The organism is Lutibaculum baratangense AMV1, assembly GCF_000496075.1.
GTDB classification, from domain to species: Bacteria; Pseudomonadota; Alphaproteobacteria; order Rhizobiales; family Tepidamorphaceae; genus Lutibaculum; species Lutibaculum baratangense.
This window is the reverse complement of record NZ_AWXZ01000040.1, coordinates 20,350-38,641: the sequence shown is the minus strand read 5'-3', so window position 1 is coordinate 38,641 and position 18,292 is coordinate 20,350. Positions and strand designations below refer to the sequence as shown.

7 protein-coding genes are annotated in these 18,292 nt (G+C 69.8%); all 7 read right to left on the bottom strand.

All coding sequences use genetic code 11. From position 1 onward, the window contains the following. Window positions 1–81 precede the first annotated feature (81 nt). Window positions 82–861, bottom strand: coding sequence for an enoyl-CoA hydratase (locus N177_RS18005; protein ID WP_023433840.1), 780 nt, complete (start codon window positions 859–861; stop codon window positions 82–84). Window positions 862–952: 91 nt separating this feature from the next. Continuing rightward, a complete protein-coding gene (treY, locus tag N177_RS18000; protein WP_023433839.1) occupies window positions 953–3,502 on the bottom strand; it encodes a malto-oligosyltrehalose synthase in 2,550 nt (849 codons plus the stop codon). A 5-nt stretch (window positions 3,503–3,507) separates the two neighbouring features. Continuing rightward, the gene (malQ, locus tag N177_RS17995; RefSeq protein WP_023433838.1) at window positions 3,508–5,538 is read right to left on the bottom strand and encodes a 4-alpha-glucanotransferase; all 2,031 of its coding nucleotides are present in this window, start codon (window positions 5,536–5,538) and stop codon (window positions 3,508–3,510) included. Then, entirely contained in the window at window positions 5,535–9,491 is a 3,957-nt protein-coding gene (glgX, locus tag N177_RS21165) for a glycogen debranching protein GlgX (RefSeq protein ID WP_023433837.1), read from the bottom strand. Before glgX ends, malQ begins: the two co-directional genes overlap by 4 nt. Beyond that, the gene (gene glgB / locus N177_RS17985) at window positions 9,488–11,716 is read right to left on the bottom strand and encodes a 1,4-alpha-glucan branching protein GlgB (RefSeq protein WP_023433836.1); all 2,229 of its coding nucleotides are present in this window, start codon (window positions 11,714–11,716) and stop codon (window positions 9,488–9,490) included. The genes glgX and glgB overlap by 4 nt, the downstream gene beginning before the upstream one ends. After that, the gene (gene treS / locus N177_RS17980) at window positions 11,713–15,003 is read right to left on the bottom strand and encodes a maltose alpha-D-glucosyltransferase (RefSeq protein WP_023433835.1); all 3,291 of its coding nucleotides are present in this window, start codon (window positions 15,001–15,003) and stop codon (window positions 11,713–11,715) included. Before treS ends, glgB begins: the two co-directional genes overlap by 4 nt. Before the next feature lie 46 nt (window positions 15,004–15,049). Next, window positions 15,050–18,256, bottom strand: coding sequence for an alpha-1,4-glucan--maltose-1-phosphate maltosyltransferase (locus N177_RS21160; RefSeq protein WP_023433834.1), 3,207 nt, complete (start codon window positions 18,254–18,256; stop codon window positions 15,050–15,052). Between the last annotated feature and the right edge of the window lie 36 nt (window positions 18,257–18,292).

The following is an 18,292-nucleotide window of genomic DNA, read 5'->3' as shown; positions in this document are numbered from 1 at the left end:
TCTCCCCCGGGCGGTCATCCCCGAGAAGCTGGCGACCCATGTCCCCCGGGTCGTCAGCTTTTTTCGTATCGGCTTTCGTCCTCACCTGCCCTTCCACTGCGGCGGGCGCTTCGCGAGGAAGGCCTCCATTCCCTCGCGGAAGTCCTCGCTCGTATAGGCGCGCACGACGAGGTCGGAGCCCGTCGCGTCGCCATCGCCGGTGCGCAGCCGCCGCAGCGCCTCCTTGGTCGCGCTGAGCGTGATCGGGGCGTGGCCCGTCATCAGCGCGGCCAGCTCCCGTGCGCGGGCCTGAAGCGCCGCGTCGTCCGGCACCACCTCGCTCACGAATCCGACGGCCCTCGCCTCCTCCGCCGGGATCAGCCGCGCCGTGAAGATCAGCTCCTTCGTGCGGCCCGGCCCGATGAGCTCGGCGACCCGCGAGATCGTGGCGGTCGACAGGCAGTTGCCGAGCGTGCGCGCGATGGGAAAGCCGAAGCGGGACCCAGCCGTCGCGATACGGATGTCGCAGGCCGAGGCGATGGCGGCCCCGCCGCCCGTGCAGGCCCCGGCGATCGCCGCCACGACCGGCATCGGGCACAGCTCGATCGCCCGGAGAACCCCTTCGATCCTCTCCTCGTAGGCGATCGCGTCCTCCGCCGTGCGGAAGCTGCGGAACTGCGAGATGTCGGTGCCGGCCGCGAAGGCCTCGCCGCCGGCGCCGGTGATGACGAGGCACCTGACCGTGCCCTCCGCCGCGAGCCTCTCGCAGGTCTCGCGCAGCCCCTCGTACATCTCGAAGGTGAGGGCGTTGCGCGCCTCGGGCCGGTTGAAGGTCAGCGTGGCGACGTCGCCGTCGACGTCGAGGAGGATCGGCTCGGTCATGCGGGCGCTCCGGAACGGGTCGTCCGGCTATTCCCACATTGGAGCCACCAAGTCACGGGCCCCGACTGGAGGAAAACGTCCCCGATCGCCCTCAGCCGCCGGGGATCTCGATGAGCGCGACGGGGAGCTGGTCGAGGCAGGCGGCCACAGGCAACCGGCCGCCGCTCGTCTCGAGCGTCCGGTCGCAGAGCACGTCTCCCACGGCCGGCGGGTCGCCCGGCAACTCCACGGTCGTGTCGGCGATGATCTCGGCCGGCAGGCACAGCCCTTCGTCTCCCGACAGCCGCCCCGGCTCCCGGGGCAGCAGCGCGACGACCGAGATGTCGCCGTGGCGCCGGCAGAGGGCGAGGAGGTGCCCGGCCGCCGCGCCGGAGACCGGCAGGAACGAGACCTCGCCATGCAGGAAGAGCTCGCGGTGCCGCCCCCGCAGGGCAAGCGCGCGGGCGGTGACGAACTGCTTGAGCCGGCCGTCGCGCCACTGCCCGAGAAGGCCCGCGGCGCTCGCCGGCAGGCCCTCCGCCAATCCGTCGAAGTCGGGGATGCGCCTGTTGTCCGGGTCGACGAGCGAGAAGTCGAACGCTTCGCTGCCCTGGTAGATGTCCGGCACGCCCGGGGCGATCGTCTGCACGAGGAGCTGCGACAGGCTCGTCCACAGCGTGGCGGGATCGGCACGCCTGACGAACCGGTGGAGTGAGGGCAGGAACAGGTTGTCCGGCCCGGGTTTCAGGGCCTCGTTGACGAAATCTCGCACGGTGCTCTCGAAGGCCTCGTTCGGCGCCGTCCACTTCGTCTTCAGCTTCGCCTCGCGCGCCGCCTTGATCATGTAGTCCTGAAGCCGCGCCGCGTAGTCCCGGGCGCCGGCCTCGTCGTCCGCCTCCAGAAGGGGCGGCCACGCCGCCGCCGCGCTCTGGTAGAAGAGATATTCCGTCACGGGATCGGGCGCCGGCGAACCGTCGATCTCGCCGCGGATTCCGGCATTCATGCCGAACCAGGCGTCGACGGCGGCGCGCCACTCCTCGTGGAGGCCCGCGATGGCGACGAGCCGCGCCCGCGTGTCGGCGCCGCGCTTCGTGTCGTGGGTGGCGGTCGGCACGAGGTTGCGCGGAAAGGTCTCCTGGCGCCGCCGCGCCCGCTCCAGGAAGCGCTCCGGCGACAGGGCGACGTGCGGCGGGTGCCCGCCTACCTCGTTGCCGACGAGCACGGAGACGTTGCGGTAGCAGGCGGTGTCCTCGAGCGACTTCGCCATCACCGGCCCCGACAGCTGCTGCAGCCGCCGCGCGAAGTCGAGCTCTTCGTCGTCCTGCGGCGCCGAGACGAGGCGCACGAGGAGGTCGAGCGCGGGATGGTCGCCCTCGTCGAGCTGTGCACGGGCGGTCTCGGCCGCAGATCGAAGCGTCTCCTCCTCCGGCGCCGTGATCCCGTCACGGCCGGGATAGACGCGGTAGACCGGCAGCGCGATCAGGAGCTGGTTGATCGCCCGCCGGCCGCGGACGGCACCGATCTCGGCGGTCGCGATCTCGCGCTGCGCGAGGCTCGCCAGCGCCGAAGTGAGGCCCTCGAGCTCGCCCGCGAACAGCGTGTCGATCACCTCGGCCTTCGCGGCCTTCAGCTCCTCCTCGAAAGGCGTCTCCTGCCCCGTGAGCTCGCGCGCGACCTCGATCAGCGCTTCGGGTGCCCCTGCCGGCAGGAGAAGCCCGGTGATCTCGTTCAGGGCCTCGTATCCCGTCGTGCCGTCGACCGGCCACGTCTCGGGCAGCTCCTCGTCCGGACCGAGGATCTTCTCGACATAGATCGGGAAGTCCTTCCCCGCGCCCGCCTCGTTCACCGCCTCGCGCAGGCGCTTCAGGTAGGTCGTCGGCGCGGCGAGACCGTCGACATGGTCGATGCGGAGACCGTCGATCCGTCCGGAGCGCACGAGGTCGAGCGTCAGCTCGTGGGTCGCTGCGAAGACGGCTGGATCGTCGACCCGGACGCCGATCAGGTTGTCGATGTCGAAGAAGCGGCGCCAGTTGCGGCTGTCGGGTGCCGCGCGCCAGTGCACGAGCCGGTAGTTCTGCTGCTCGAGGATCTCGTGCAGGCGGTCGGCATCGCCGTTGATCCGGTCGAGATCCTCGCCCTTCAGCGCCTCCCGCGTCTCGGCCGAGAGCGGGAAGAAGCGGTCGAAATAGCCGAGACGGAACCGGCCGTTCTCCGCGTAGAGCTTCAGGTTGCCGCCCTGCAGCTCCTCGGCGTAAGGAGCGCCCAGCATCGGCAGTGCGATGCGGCCGCGCCCCTCCTCGGCCTCCCAGTCGATGTCGAAATGGCCGGCATAGGGGCTGTCCGCCCCCCGCGCCAGCGCGTCCCACCACCACGGGTTGCTCTCGCCGACCGCCATGTGGTTCGGCACGATGTCGATGACGAGGCCGAGGCCGTGCTGCTTCAGCGCATCATGAAGCTCGGCGAAGCCCGCCTCCCCGCCGAGCACGGGGTCGAGCACGTTGGGGTTCACGACGTCGTAGCCGTGGGTCGAGCCCTCGGCCGCCTCGAAGATCGGCGAGGCGTAGAGGTGGCTGACGCCGAGCCGCTTCAGATACGGCACGAGGGCGGCCGCCCGGGCGAAGTCGACGCCGCCGCGGAACTGCAGTCTGTATGTCGAGATCATGGGGTTCACCGTCTCGGGCGCTGCGCCCGCAAGTCCGTGAGGATCGCGTCTGTCGCGGGGTCGGAGAAGATCGCGGAGAGGTCGCGGCCGAGCCTGCGGCGCCAGTTCGGATGCTCGTCGAGCGTGCCCGGCAGGTTCGGCTGCTCGAGCTCCCTGGCGAGATCCTCGATCTGCACGAAGGCGAGGCAGGACGCGGTGCGCGCGACGAAGCGGTGGACCGCCGCCACGAACTCGCTCTCCGTCAGGGGATCGGCACCGTCGAGCAGGTCGAGGCGCTGCAATGTCTCGACGAGCCGGGCGACGTCGGCCTCGCGGTTCGCCCGCGCCTCGGCCTCGTCCGGGATCTGCCCGACATTCGCCCGCCAGTGCGCGTCGCGTCCGGCGAGCCAGCCGCGCACGGTCGGCATGTCGTGGGTCGCCGTGCAGGCGGCGGCGAGCTGCGGGTATTCCTGCGGCTCCTTGAAGCTGCCGTCGTCGCGGCGCTCGAAGGGCAGCACCCGGTAGGCGAGCATGCCGTTGTCGTGCATCGCCTCGCGGAAGCCGGACGGCACCGTCCCGAGATCCTCGCCGATGACGACGGCGCGGGCGCGGTTGGATTCGAGCGCCAGGACGGCGAGGAGGTCGTGGAACGGGTAGCGCACATAGGCGCCGTCCGCCGCGGAGCCGCCCCGAGGGATCCAGAACAGTCGCTGCAGCGCCATCGCATGGTCTATGCGGACCGCGCCGGCGTGGCGCATCGAGGCGGCGAAGGCCGCGCCGATCGGCCGGTACGCGTTCGCCTGCAGCGCGACCGGCGAGAACGGCGCGAGCCCCCAGTTCTGCCCCCCGGGGGCGAGGTCGTCCGGCGGCGCGCCGACGGAGGCCGCCGGCACGACGAGCTCCGGCGTCGCCCAGCTCGCCGAGCCGGCGGGATCGGCCCCGACCGCGAGGTCGCGGTAGAGCCCGAGCCGCATGCCGGCGTGGCGCCCCACGTCGTGCGCCCTGGCGAGCTGCCGGTCGGCGAGCCACTGCAGGTAGGCGAAGAAGGACGTCGCCTCCTGATTCTCCTCCGCGAAGCGGGCGACCGTGCCGCTGCGGGCGGAGCGATACTCCTCCGGCCAGTCCCACCAGGCGCGGCCTTCGAAATGGTCGCTCAGCGCGTCGAACAGGCACTGGTTGTGCAGGTCCTCCCCGCCCGCGGCGCGGAAGCGCAGGAACTCGTCGCGCGCGGCGTCGTCGGATCCCGCCATGAAGCGGCCATGCGCCTTGCGCAGCGCCGCCATCCGCCAGTTGAGCGCGGCCGGCCAGTCGACCAGCGCCTCGCTCGGCGGCACCGTCCCCGCATCGTCGGGCGCGGCACCGGGCACCGCGGCGATGTCGACGAGCCGCCAGTCGAGGAAGCCGCGGTTCGACGGAGAATAGGGGCTCGGCCGGTCGAAGGCGGCGGGGAACGGCGCGTGGACGGGATTGATGCCGACGAGGTCGGCGCCGGCCTGGCCCGCCCGCCGCGCGAGGTCGGCGAGAGACGTGTAGTCGCCCGTCGGCACGTCCCGCGCGTCGCGGATCGAGTAGACCTGCGCCGTGATGCCGAAGGCGCGGTCGATGCCGAGATCGGCCGGCGTCACGCAGCGCGGCGGCGCGAGGATGACTTCCGTCTCGATGCCCTCGCCGATCTCGAGGTGCAGCTTCGCACGCCCGTGCGGCAGCGGCGGGAAGCGGATCTCGAGCCGCCCGTGGCGGATCTCCGCGCGCCCCTCCACCGCCTCGCCGTTCTCGTGGCGGAGCTGCCAGTGCGGCTCTGCGTCCGGCAGGCGCACCTCGGCGACGATGCGGTCCGCCTCGCGGCTCACGACGACGGGCCCGAGCGCCGCGCCCTGGCGCTCCTCGAGCCGCCCGAGGCTGTCCCGGCACTCGCCGTCGCTGCCGGCGGCAAGGCCCATGGCCTCGATCAGCGCCCGCTTCGTCTCGGGCGAGGCGACGTGGTGGCGGCCGGAGATGTCGTGATAGGCAGGCTCGATGCCGCAGGCGTCGGCCAGCCGGTCAAGCACTTCGCTCATGGACGCTCCAGGAACCAGGCGACGGACCAGGCGGGCAATCCGCCGTGGCCGAGGGCCTTGTCGAGATCGGGCGCGGAAAGATGCAAGGCCCTTCCCTCGGGCAGGCGGAAACCGCTGCCGCTCGACGGGCCGAGCTGGGCCGCGACGCGCAGGGTCGAGCCGCCGGCGAAGCGCCACTCCGCCTCGACGCCGCGATCTCCCACGGCCCTGGCCGCGGTGCCCGTCACGCCGGCCTTCAGTAGCGGCACGACCGCCTGCCGCCGCAAGGCGAGAATCTCCCGCGTGCGGGCGGCCCAGGCCTTCGCCTCTTCGCTGTCGGGCGCCTCGGGCCGCGAGCGCTCGAACGTCTCCTCGGCGTTCGGATCGGGGATCTTCTCCCGCGCCTCCGGGTCCTTGAAGCCGCCGAAGCTCGCGAACTCGCGGCGGCGTCCCTCGCGCACGGCGTCGGCGAGGTCGCCGGAATAGTCGCAGAAGAACAGGAACGGGTGCTCCGCGCCGTAGGATTCGCCCATGTAGAGGAGCGGGATCGGCGGCGCGAGGAGCAGGAGGCTCTGCGCGGCCTTCACCGCGTCGGCCGGCGCGAGCGCCGTCAGCCGCTCGCCGAAGGCGCGGTTGCCGATCTGGTCGTGGTTCTGGATGAAGTTCACGAAGGCCTGCGCCGGCAGATCCCGCGACGGCTCGCCGCGCCTCGCCCCGTCGCGGTAGGGGGAAGGCTCGCCCTGATAGACGAAGCCCTGGGCGAGCGACCGCGCGAGCTTCTCCGCCGGCTTCTCGCTGTAGTCGGCGTAGTAGCCGTTGCTCTCCTCCGTCAGGAGCACGTGCATGACGTGGTGGAAGTCGTCGTTCCACTGCGCGTCGTAAGGCTGCCTGTCGGCGCCGCGCTGCAGGAAGCGCGAGGCGTTGTCGTCGTTCTCGAGCACGAGATGCACGTGGCGGTCGGGGCCGAAGCGCTCACGCACGCGGGCGGAGAGCTCCGTCAGGAGATGCCGCTCGCCCTCGTCGACGATCGCGTGGACGGCGTCGAGGCGCAGCCCGTCGAAGCGGTAGACGTCGAGCCAGTAGATCGCGTTGCAGATGACGAACTCGCGCACCTCCGGCCGGCGGTAGTCGATCGCCACGCCCCACGGTGTGTGCACGTCGTCGCGGAAGAAGTCCTTCGCGTAGAGGCCGAGATAGTTACCGTCGGGCCCGAAATGGTTGTAGACGACGTCGAGGAACACCATCAGCCCGAGGCCGTGCGCCTCGTCGATCAGCGCCTTGAGGTCGTCGGGCGAGCCGTAGGCGCGCTTGGGCGCATAGAACAGCGTGCCGTCATAGCCCCAGCCGCGGCGGCCCGGGAAGTCGGCGACCGGCATCAGCTCGATCGCGGTGAAGCCGGCCTCGGCGATCTCCTCGAGCTTCCCCGCGAGCGCCGCGAAGGTCCCCTCCTCCGTGAAGCTGCCGACATGGAGCTCCAGGAGGACCGTCTCCTCCCACGGCCGGCCCTTCCAGTCGCCGTGCCGCCACTGATAGGCGGAATGGTCGACGACGAGGCTCGGCCCGTGCACGTCGCCCGCCTGCGCGGCCGAGGCGGGATCGGGCACCAGGATCTGCGGGTCGGCCAGCGCGTAGCGGTAGGCCGTGCCGGCCCCGGCGTCGCGGACGAAGGTCGAGAACCAGCCGTCGCGCTGCCGCTCCATGTCGATCACCCTCGGCGTCGGCACCTCCTCGATCACGAGCTGCACCTGGTCGAGCGACGGCGCCCACAGGCGGAACGTCGTCCCGCCATGGGCCGATAGATGAGAGCCGAATGGTGTCGGCATGCCTTCCCAGCCTCCCCTGACGTGGTGGTCCGCGCTCAACTCGAAGAGCGCGAGCGATCCACCCGCCACCGTGACGGTCGTTCCGGAGGGCTCGCCGCCCTCGACCGGCAGGCCCTCGGGGTCCGCCGTGTCGATCAGGCGGCTCCACAGCCCCTCGACGAACTTGGGAAGCGTCCAGTCCACGTCTTCGTTCCGCGCGTTCATCGCGACGAGGAAAGTCGCGTCCGCAAGCGGACGGCCCATCTCGTCGACATGATCGCCCGCCGCGCCCGAAAGCAGCATGCCGAAGGCGCCGAGATGGCCGTTGTGCCAGTCCTCGTCGCGCACCCTCACGCCCGCCGGCGTCACCCAGGTGACGTCCGGCAGGCCGTCGGCGGCCCGCTCGATCCCGTGCAGGAAATAGCTGCGCCGGAACACGGGATGCTCGCGCCTCAGCGCGATCATGCGCTGGACGAAACGGTGGAAGCTCTCCGCCGAGCCGTCGCGGTGCTCCCAGTCGACCCAGCTCGTCTCGTTGTCCTGGCAGTAGGCGTTGTTGTTGCCGTTCTGCGTCCGTCCGATCTCGTCGCCCATCAGCATCATGGGCGTGCCCTGCGACAGGAACAGGGTCGCGATCAGGTTGCGCTTGTGCTTGTCGCGCATGGCCCGGATGCCGGGATCGTCGCTCGGGCCCTCGACGCCGAAATTGTGGCTCAGATTGTGCCCGTGCCCGTCCCTGTTGCCTTCGCCGTTCGCCTCGTTGTGCTTGCGGTTGTAGGAGACGAGGTCCTCGAGCGTGAAGCCGTCATGGGCCGTCACGAAGTTCACGCTCGCCCAGGGCCTTCGTCCCTGGTGGTTGAAGAGGTCGGAGGAGCCGAGCATCCGGGTGGCGACCTCGGGGGCGAGCTGCTCCTCGCCGAGCCAGAAGGCGCGCACGCTGTCGCGGAAGCGGTCGTTCCACTCCGCCCAGCCCGGCCCGTGGCCGCCGAGCCGGTAGCCCTCGAAGCCCACGTCCCAAGGCTCTGCGATCAGCTTCACGCCCTGCAGCACGGGGTCCTGGCGGATCGCGTCGAAGAAGCTCGAACCGGGGTCGAACCGGTGGTCGCTCTCGCGGCCGAGCGTCGTGGCGAGGTCGAAGCGGAAGCCGTCGACGTGGTAGTTCTGGACCCAGTAGCGCAGGCTGTCCATCACCATGCGCAGCACCGGCGCATGCGCGATGTTCAGCGAGTTCCCTGTCCCCGTCACGTCCATGTAGTAGCGCAGGTCGTCGGGGCCGAGCCGGTAGTAGTTCGCGTTGTCGAGCCCCTTGAAGCTCAACGTGGGCCCCAGGTGGTTGCCTTCCGCGGTGTGGTTGTAGACGACGTCGAGGATCACCTCGATGCCCGCAGCGTGAAGCCTGCGCACCATCGTCTTGAACTCGTGCACCGCGCTGCCGGCGAGGTAGCGCGGCTCCGGCGCGAAGAAGCCGATCGTGTTGTAGCCCCAGTAGTTGTAGAGGCCGTCCTGCCTGAGACGGCGGTCGTCGACGAAGGCGTGGACCGGCAGGAGCTCGACCGCCGTCACGCCGAGCTTCTGCAGATGCTCGATCACCGGCAGGGACGAGAGGCCCGAATAGGTGCCGCGCAGATGCTCCGGCACGTCGGGCCGCAGCGCCGTCATGCCCTTCACGTGCGCCTCGTAGACGACGAGGTCCGACCAGGACCGGCGCGGCGGCCGGTCGCCGTCCCACGTGAAGGAATCGTCCACGACCACGCATTTCGGCATGCCGGACGCGCTGTCGCGCCGGTCGACGGAGAGGTCGTCGCGCCCCGAGCCGACGCGGTAGCCGAAGAGCGAATCCGACCAGCGCACGTGGCCCATCAGGGCCTTGGCATAAGGGTCGAGCAGAAGCTTGTGCGGGTTGAAGCGGTGCCCGCGGCGCGGCTCGTACGGGCCGTACGCCCTGAAGCCGTAGAGGAGGCCCGGCCTGGCCTCCGGCAGGTAGCCGTGCCAGATCTCGTCGGTGTATTCCGGCAACGGGATGACGTCGGTCTGACGCCGCCCCGCCGCGTCGAACAGGCACAGGTCGACCCGGTCGGCGTTCGCCGAATAGACGGCGAAGTTCACGCCATGGCCGTCGAAGGTCGCTCCGAGCGGGTAGGCCCGGCCCGGCCAGACAGCGTATCGGCTCATGTGGCCGGCTTGTGCCAGGCGAAGGCCACCGTCGCGAGCGGCGGCAGCGTCGCCCGCAGGGAGTAGTCGCGGCCGTGCCAGGGCTCCGCCTCGGCCTGCAGCGTGCCGCCGGTGTCGATCCCGCCTCCGCCATAGTCGGGCCGGTCGGTGTTCACGATCTCGCGCCACTCGCCGGGCAGCGGAACGCCGAGCCGGTAGTCGTGCCGCACGACGGGCGTGAAGTTGCACACCACGAGCACGACGTCCTCGGGGCCCTCGCCGCGGCGCAGGAAGCTGAGCACGCTCTGCTCGGTATCGCTCGCGTCGACCCACTCGAAGCCCGAGGACTGCGCGTCGAGCTCGTGCAGCGCGGGCGTGCCACGATAGGTGTGGTTGAGATCGCGCACGAGCCGCTGGACGCCGGCATTGTAGGGCTCCGAGAGGAGGTGCCAGTCGAGGCTCTGCGCATAGGCCCACTCCCGCTCCTGACCGAACTCGCCGCCCATGAACAGGAGCTTCTTGCCGGGGTGCAGCCACATGAAGCCGAAATAGGCGCGCAGGTTGGCGAAGCGCTGCCACTGGTCGCCCGGCATCCGGCCTAGAAGCGAGCGCTTGCCGTGCACGACCTCGTCGTGGCTGAGCGGCAGCACGAAGTTCTCGGAGAAGGCGTAGAGCAGGCCGAAGGTCAGGTCGTTCTGGTGGTACTTGCGGTGGACCGGCTCGTTCTGGATGTAGCGCAGCGTGTCGTGCATCCAGCCCATGTTCCACTTGTAGCCGAAGCCCAAGCCGCCGAGATAGACGGGCCGCGACACGCTCGGCCACGAGGTCGACTCCTCGGCGAGCGTCGTCGTGCCGGGATATTCGGCGAAGGTCAGCTCGTTCAGCCGGCGCAGGAAGTCGATCGCCTCGAGGTTCTCGTTGCCGCCATGCTTGTTCGGCACCCACTCGCCCTCGTTGCGCGAGTAGTCGAGATAGAGCATCGAAGCGACCGCGTCGACGCGCAGCCCGTCGATGTGGAACTGGTCGAGCCAGTAGAGCGCGTTCGAGTGGAGGAAGTTCGCGACCTCGTTGCGCCCGTAGTTGTAGATGAGCGTGTTCCAGTCCTTGTGGAAGCCGAGGCGCGGGTCCTCGTGCTCGTAGAGATGGGTGCCGTCGAACTTCGCGAGCCCGTGCGCATCCTCCGGGAAGTGCCCGGGCACCCAGTCGATATAGACGCCGATCCCCTTGGCGTGACACGCGTCGACGAAGCGGGCGAAGCCCTCGGCGTCGCCGTGCCGGATCGTCGGGGCGTAGAGGCCGACCGGCTGGTAGCCCCACGAGCCGTCGAAGGGATATTCCGAGATCGGCAGGAGCTCGATATGGGTGAAGCCCATCTCGGCCACGTAGGGCACGAGGCGCTCCGCCAGCTCGTCGTAGGAGAGGTAGCGGTTGCCGTCCTCCGGCACGCGCATCCACGACGCCAGATGCACCTCGTAGATCGAGATCGGCGCCTTCAGCGAGTTCCGCGCCTCGCGCTCCCTCACCCAGGCCTCGTCCTGGAAGGCGTGGCGCGGCAGGCCCTGCACCACCGAGGCCGTCTCCGGCGGGTGCTCCGACCGGAAGCCGACGGGATCGGCCTTCAGCGGCAGCCGGTTTCCGCGGGCGTCGAGGATCTCGTACTTGTACCTCTCGCCCTGCCCGATGCCCGGAACGAACAGCTCCCAGACGCCGCACTCCACGCGGTGGCGCATCGGGTGGCGCCGCCCATCCCAGGAGTTGAAGTCGCCGACGACGCTGACGCGGCTGGCGTTCGGGGCCCAGACGGCGAAGCGCGTCCCTGCCACGCCCTCGCACTCGACCGGATGGGCGCCCAGCGTCTTGTAGAGGTGGAGGTGCTTGCCCTCCGCCATCAGGTAGACGTCGAGCTCGCCGAGGAGCGGCGGGAAGCGGTAGGCGTCGTGGACGTCGAGCGTCTCGGACGGCCACTCGATCCGCAGCCGGTAGGGGAAGGGCTCCGAATGCCCCGGCACGCTGCCCGCGAACAGGCCGTCCGGATGCGTCTTCTCGAGCTCGACGAGCGGCTCGTCGCCCGTCTCGCCGAGCACCCAGACGCGCTTCGCACCCGGCTGGAGGGTCCGGAGCGTTCCGCCATGCATGCCGAGGAGCTGGAACGGGTCGCCGTGCCGCCCCTGCACGAGCGCATCCACGGCGCTGCGGTCGGCGCGATCACCGAGGGGCTCGACGTTCTTTCTTTCGATTTCCGTCATGTGAATCGCTGGCTCTCGTCGTTGGTCTCGAGGAGACCGAGGATCCCGCGCAAGGGTATCGAGACCCAGCGGGGGCGATTGCTCGCCTCGTAGACGAGCTCGTAGAAGGCCTTCTCGAGAAGGAATGTCTCGAGCAAACGGTTCGCCTCCCCGATCGGTTCGGGCAGCGAGGGGCAGTCGCCCATCGTCTCGCGGTAGGCGTTGAGGAAGTTGCGGCACGCCTCCTCGCGCCACATGAGCGCATAGTGGGTGAGCGCGCCGCGCGAGGAGCGGCCGTTGTCGGACATGGCGTCCACCGCCGCCCAGGCGGCATAGTCGAAGCTCCTCAGCATGCCGGCGACGTCCTTCAGCGGCGAAGTCTTCGCCCGCCGCTCCTCGAGCGGCCGCGACGGCTCGCCCTCGAAGTCGAGGATGAAGAAATCGTCCTTCGCGACGAGCACCTGGCCGAGGTGGTAGTCGCCGTGGACCCGCGTCTTGGCGGCTTCGACCGGCGTCTCCGACAGCGCCTTGAGCCGCTCGCGGATCGCCGGCTCGGCGGCGACGAACCGGTCGACCGTCTCGCGGTCGTCGCCCTCGAGGTCCGGCAGGACGCGCTTCACCGCCTCGAGCGCCTTGTCGAGCTGCGCCTCGGCCTTGAGCTGCCAGTCCCGCAGGTCCTCCACGTCGACCGGCTCGCGGGCGAAGGCCTCGTCGTCCGTGTCGATCGCGAAGGCGCGGTGCATGTCGGCCGTCCGCCGGCCGAGACCGCGGGCGGATTCGTTGTAGAGGCCGAAGATGTCCTCCGGCGACTTCGCCTCCTCCTCGGGCCCGCCGATCGTCAGCGTGTCGAGCTCGCGCTTCAGGTAGTCGAGCGTGAAGTGCCAGCCGTCGCCCTGGTTCCAGATATAGCCGAACGCCGCGGCGAGCGCTGTCGCGGTTCCGTCGGGGGCGATCCGCTCGAGCGAGCCGACGAGGGGCGGCGTGTTCTCGAAGCCCGCGACGTCGGTCAGGAAGCGGCCGACCTCGACTTCGGGATGAATGCCGGAGGAGAGGCGGCGATAGGCCTTCATGATGACCTCCTGGCCGATCATGATCGAGGAGTTCGACTGCTCCGCCCCCAGGCGCCTGATCTCGAGCTCGTCGAGATCGGCGGTGAATTCGAACTTCGGGCTGTGCAGGTAGCGCAGCGCCCCGTCCGGGGTGTCGACGGTCTTATCCTCCAGCATCGCCTTCAGCGTCGCCCGGGCGAAGGCCCCGCCATGCGTTCCGTCGCACAGGGCGCCGAGCCTGGGCCCGCGCCGCACCTCGGCGACGGTGTAGGGCAGGAGCGGGTTGCCGTGGCCGACATTCTCCTCGCCCCACGCGATGTCGAGCGGCAGGAGGTAGGTCTGGGTGTCGCCGCTGCCGATCGCCGCCTCGAGCCCGAGGAGCGCGTGCGAATCCGGCCCGGCCTCGACGTGGCTCGCCCAGCCGATCCGGACGCGGCTCAGGCCTTCGCCCTTCGCGGCGAACCAGCGCTGGTGCTGCATGAAGCTCCTGAGGATGCCGCCCTCGAACTCCTTGCGCGGCCGGCCGTCGAACAGGGACTTCAGGCCCTCCGGCACGACGAGCGTGACGAATTCCGGCATCGGTTCCGGCGCATCGGTGTGCCAGCTCGGAACCTCCGCCTCCTCGGCGAGGAGGAACCAGTAGAAGCCGTAGGGCTGCAGCGTCAGGAGGTAGGGCAATTCGCCGATCGGCGGGAACGCGTTGCGGCCGAGAAGCTCGACCGGGACGCGGCCCTTGTAGTCCTGCAGGTGCAGCTCGACCGGCTGCGCCGTGCGCGAGATGTTCGCGACGCACAGGATCGCCTCGCCCTCGTGCTCGCGGATGAAGGCGAGGATCTTGCGGTTGCCGGGATAGAGGAAGTCGACGCTCGCCCGGGAGAAGGCCTTGTGGTTGCGGCGCACCGAGACGAGGCGGCGCGTCCAGTTGAGAAGCGACGTCGGGTTCCGGTCCTGCGCCTCGACGTTGATGCCCTGGAAGCCGTAGACGGGGTCCATCACCGAGGGCAGGAAGAGCTTCTGCGGGTCGGCGCGCGAGAAGCCGCCGTTGCGGTCGGGCGACCACTGCATCGGCGTGCGCACGCCGTCGCGGTCGCCGAGATAGATGTTGTCGCCCATGCCGAGCTCGTCGCCGTAATAGAGGACCGGCGAGCCGGGCATCGACATGAGGAGCGACATCATCAGCTCGATCTTGCGCCGGTCGTTGTCCATCAGCGGCGCGAGGCGGCGGCGGATGCCGAGATTGATGCGCATCCGCGGGTCGGCGGCGTAGAAGCGCCAGAGATAGTCCCGCTCCTTCTCCGTCACCATCTCGAGCGTCAGCTCGTCGTGGTTGCGGAGGAAGATCGCCCACTGGCAGTTCTCGGGGATCTCCGGCGTCTGCCGCAGGATGTCGGTGATCGGGTGCCGGTCCTCCTGCGCCAGCGCCATGTACATGCGCGGCATCAGCGGGAAGTGGAACGCCATGTGGCACTCGTCGCCGTCGCCGAAATAGGGGCGCGTGTCCTCCGGCCACTGGTTCGCTTCCGCGAGCAGCATCCTGTCGGGGTAGTTCGCGTCGATCTCGGCGCGGATCTCCTTCAGGATGTCGTGGGTCTCGTCGAGGTTCTCGCAGTTCGTGCCCTCCCGCTCGATGAGATAGGGCACCGCGTCGAGCCGCAGCCCGTCGACGCCCATGTCGAGCCAGTGTCTGAGGACGCCGATGATCTCCCGGCGCACGACCGGATTGTCGAAGTTCAGGTCGGGCTGGTGCGAGTAGAAGCGGTGCCAGAAATAGGCGCGCGCCACCGGGTCCCACGTCCAGTTGGAGCTCTCGGTGTCGAGGAAGATGATGCGCGTGTCGGTGTATTTCTGGTCCGTGTCGTTCCACACGTAGTAGTCGCGGTAGCGCGAGCCGGGCTTCGCGTGGCGTGCCCGCTGGAACCAGGGGTGCTGGTCCGAGGTGTGGTTGACGACGAGCTCGGTGATGATCCGGATGCCGCGCCGATGCGCCTCCTTGATCAGCCGCTTCACGTCGGAGACCGTGCCGTAGGCCGGGTTGACGCCACGGTAGTCCGCGATGTCGTAGCCGTCGTCGCGCAGCGGCGAGGGGTAGAACGGCAGGAGCCAGATGGCGTTCACGCCCAGGCTCTGGATGTAGTCGAGCTTCTGGATCAGCCCCTGGAAATCACCGATGCCGTCGTCGTTGGAGTCGAAGAACGCCTTGATGTGCGTCTGGTAGATGACGGCGTCCTTGTACCAGTCGTGGGCGGAGCGATCGATCATGTTGTTCCGGTTCCGATACGTCTTGTTCTGACTTGGCAGCGACGGCTCACGCGCCGGGCGGGATCAGCCGCCAGACCATGAACGGCCTGTCGGCGGGATCGAGCGTAATCGACTGGATCTTCCCCGTCAGCGTGAAGTGGTTGCCCCCGAAGAGGTCCTGCACGCCGATCGTGGCGTCGTCCGGCAGGCCGAATTCCCATAAGGGAACCTCGTAGTCGGCCGTCTGCGCGGTGTGCGGGTCGAGATTGACGAGGATCAGCAGCGCGTCCGACCTGTCGGCGGTGATCTTCGCGTAGGCGAGGATGTTGTCGTTCCAGGCGTTCAGGAAGGACACCGTCTCGATGCGCCTGAGGGCGGGATGCAGCCGCCTGATCTCGTTCAGGCGCGTGAGCTCCGCCCTGATGTTGCCCGGCCGCTCGCGGTCCCAGGCGCGGATCTCGTACTTCTCGGAGTCGAGATACTCCTCCTTGCCAGGCACCGGCGTCGCCTCCGTCAGCACGAAAGGCTCGTAGATGCCGTAGGAGGGGCTGAGCGTCCCCGCCAGCACGGCGCGCACGAGATGGCCGGCCCGGCCGCCGGTCTGCAGGTAGGCCGGGTTGATGTCCGGCGTGTTGGGGAAGAAGTTCGGCCGGTAGTACTCGCGCATGTCGGTGTGGGCGAGCTCGGTCATGTACTCGACGATCTCCCACTTCTCGTTGCGCCACGTGAAGTAGGTGTAGGACTGGTGGTATCCGACCTTGCCCAGCCGTTTCATCATCTTCGGCCGCGTGAAGGCCTCGGCGAGGAAGACGACGCCCGGCGAGACAGCCAGGACCTCGGCGATCATCCACTCCCAGAAGGGCAGCGGCTTCGTGTGCGGGTTGTCGACCCGGAAGATCTTCACCCCCTGCTCGACCCAGAACAGCACGACGTCGCGCAGCGCGTACCACAGGCTCGGGATCGCGCCGCGGTAGAAGTGGACGTTGACGATGTCCTCGTACTTCTTCGGCGGGTTCTCGGCGAACTTGATCGTGCCGTCCGGCCGCCAGTCGAACCACTCCGGATGCTCCTTGATCCAGGGGTGGTCGGGCGAGCACTGGATCGCGAAGTCGAGCGCCACCTCGAGCCCGTGCGCGTTCGCCGCGTCCACCATGCGGCGGAAGTCGTCGAGCGTGCCGAGCTCGGGATGGATCGCGTCGTGGCCGCCTTCGGGAGAGCCGATCGCGTAGGGGCTGCCCGGATCGTCGGGAGCGGGCGTCAGCGTGTTGTTGCGGCCCTTGCGGTTCGTCTTGCCGATCGGGTGGATCGGCGGGAAGTAGAGGACGTCGAAGCCCATGTCGGCGATCGACGGGATCCGGGCGATGACGTCGTCGAACGTGCCGTGGCGGCCGGCATCGCCCGACTGCGAGCGCGGCATGATCTCGTACCAGGCCGAGAAGGACGCGGCCGGGCGGTCGACGCGCACCTCGAGCTTCCTGTTCCAGCGCGTCAGGTTCGTCTTCGCGCCGGCCGCCTTCATGGCGAGGAACAGGTCCTCGTCGAGCAGCACCGCCAGCCGCGCATCGTCTCCCTCGAGCTCGGAGAGGCGGGTGAGCGCGGTCTCGATCAGGATGCGCTCGTTCTTGCCCGCCTTCTCGTCTGCGGCCTCGAGCAGGTGCTTGCCCTCCTCGATCTCGAGCGCGACGCGCTGCCCCGCATTCCGCTTCTTGACGACCTCCTCCCGCCACGTGGCGAAGAGATCGCGCCAGCTCTCGATCGTGAAGGAGTAGCGGCCGAGCTGCGTGACGGGGAAGAAGCCCTCCCACCGGTCGTTCTCGACGAAGCGCATCGGGACCGCCTCCCAGTCGCGCTTGCCCGGCCCCTGGTAGAGGATGCGGGCGTCGATCTTGTCGTGGCCGTCGCAGAAGATGTCGGCGGTGACGTGGACCTCGTCGCCGATCACCCGCTTGACGGGGAAGCGGCCGCCCTCGATCTGCGGCTCGACGGCCTCGATCGCGACCCGCTCGGCGGCCAGCGCCTCGAGGCGCCGGTCCGCTCCTTCCGCCGCTGCGAGCTTGCGCCGCTTGCCGCGGACCGGCCCCTCGCCTCCGACGAACAGCCGGACCTCGCCGGGCGCGAGCTCGATCGGGACGGACGGCGCCACCGGCTTCTCGACGCAGCCCGGCAGGATCTCGGTGAACTGGCAGATCTGGCCGCCCCCGGCGCCGTGGAGCAGGCGCGGCTCGACCGCGATGGGCTCGGGCCCGGTGTTCACGGCGATCGCCACCGCGCCCTGCGCCGTCTGGGGATGGCCGCCGTCGTGGCGCCAGATCACGGCGAGCGGATCGTAGGGGCCTGTCACGCGCTCCAGGCTCTCGGCCCGGCCCACGATGTCGTGGCGGGCCCGCAGGGCGTTCACGTCCGCGATGGCGGCGGAGAAGCTCTCGCCGGAGGCATGGGGGGAATGGGCGGCCACCGCGTCACGGGCGCTCGCCGGCAGGAGGAAGCCGGCCGAAAGCGCGCCGCACGCCCGGATGCGGCCCTTCAGCTCCTCCGGCGCCATGGCGGGCGCCGGCTCGTCGAGCGGCGTCGGGAACGCGATCAGCGGCGCGATGCGCCCCTGTCGCCGGTGCTCTTCGATCAGCCAGTCGTCATGCAGGTTCCACCACGCCGCGCTCGAGAGCAGGAAATCGAAACCGGCCCCCGCGAGCGCCTCGACCTCAAGGGGCGGGGTGGCGAGCGTGTCGGCGATGACGAGGAAATCCGGGGTCAGGTCGCGCGCGGCGCCGACGAGCCGCTGCCAGATCGGCGCGGGCGTCTTCGCGGCCCGGCGCGCGAGGATGCCGTCGATGCCGGCGCCGGCCAGGAACCGCCCGAAATGCTGCGCGGCGGACGCCATGCCGTCGCGCACCTGGTTGCGCGTGTAGTCGGGCTGCGTCGACGGCCGCTCCGGCCGGGGATCGAGCGTCGAGTCGGTCTTCGAAGGCTTCAGCCAGTCGTGCTCCTCCCGGGCGATCGGGGAGTTCTGGTCGACCTCGTCGAAGGCGGCTTCCAGCACCAGGCCAAGGCCGAGGCTCCGGAGCTGATCGAGCACCTGGGGGAGAGCCTCGAAGCGCTCGAACGCTCCCGACAGCGGCGGTGTCCCGCCCCCCGGCGAGGGAAGCGCGAAGACGCTCGGAAGCAGCAGGTGGTCGAAGCCGAGATCGAGCGCCCGCCGGGCCTCCTCGGCCCAGCCCTCGGGGCCGATCCCGCTCTCGAGTCGGAGTTGGTAGAGACTGGGTGCGCGGCGTCTCAAACTGCCCCTCCCGCTTTGGCGCCAGACCTTCTGAAG

Coding starts and splice junctions, on each gene's coding strand:
- glgX (WP_023433837.1), bottom strand. CDS start 9,491: ATGAGCCGATACGCTGTCTGGCCGGGCCGGGCCTACCCGCTCGGAGCG.
- treS (WP_023433835.1), bottom strand. CDS start 15,003: ATGATCGATCGCTCCGCCCACGACTGGTACAAGGACGCCGTCATCTAC.
- malQ (WP_023433838.1), bottom strand. CDS start 5,538: ATGAGCGAAGTGCTTGACCGGCTGGCCGACGCCTGCGGCATCGAGCCT.
- treY (WP_023433839.1), bottom strand. CDS start 3,502: ATGATCTCGACATACAGACTGCAGTTCCGCGGCGGCGTCGACTTCGCC.
- N177_RS18005 (WP_023433840.1), bottom strand. CDS start 861: ATGACCGAGCCGATCCTCCTCGACGTCGACGGCGACGTCGCCACGCTG.
- glgB (WP_023433836.1), bottom strand. CDS start 11,716: ATGACGGAAATCGAAAGAAAGAACGTCGAGCCCCTCGGTGATCGCGCC.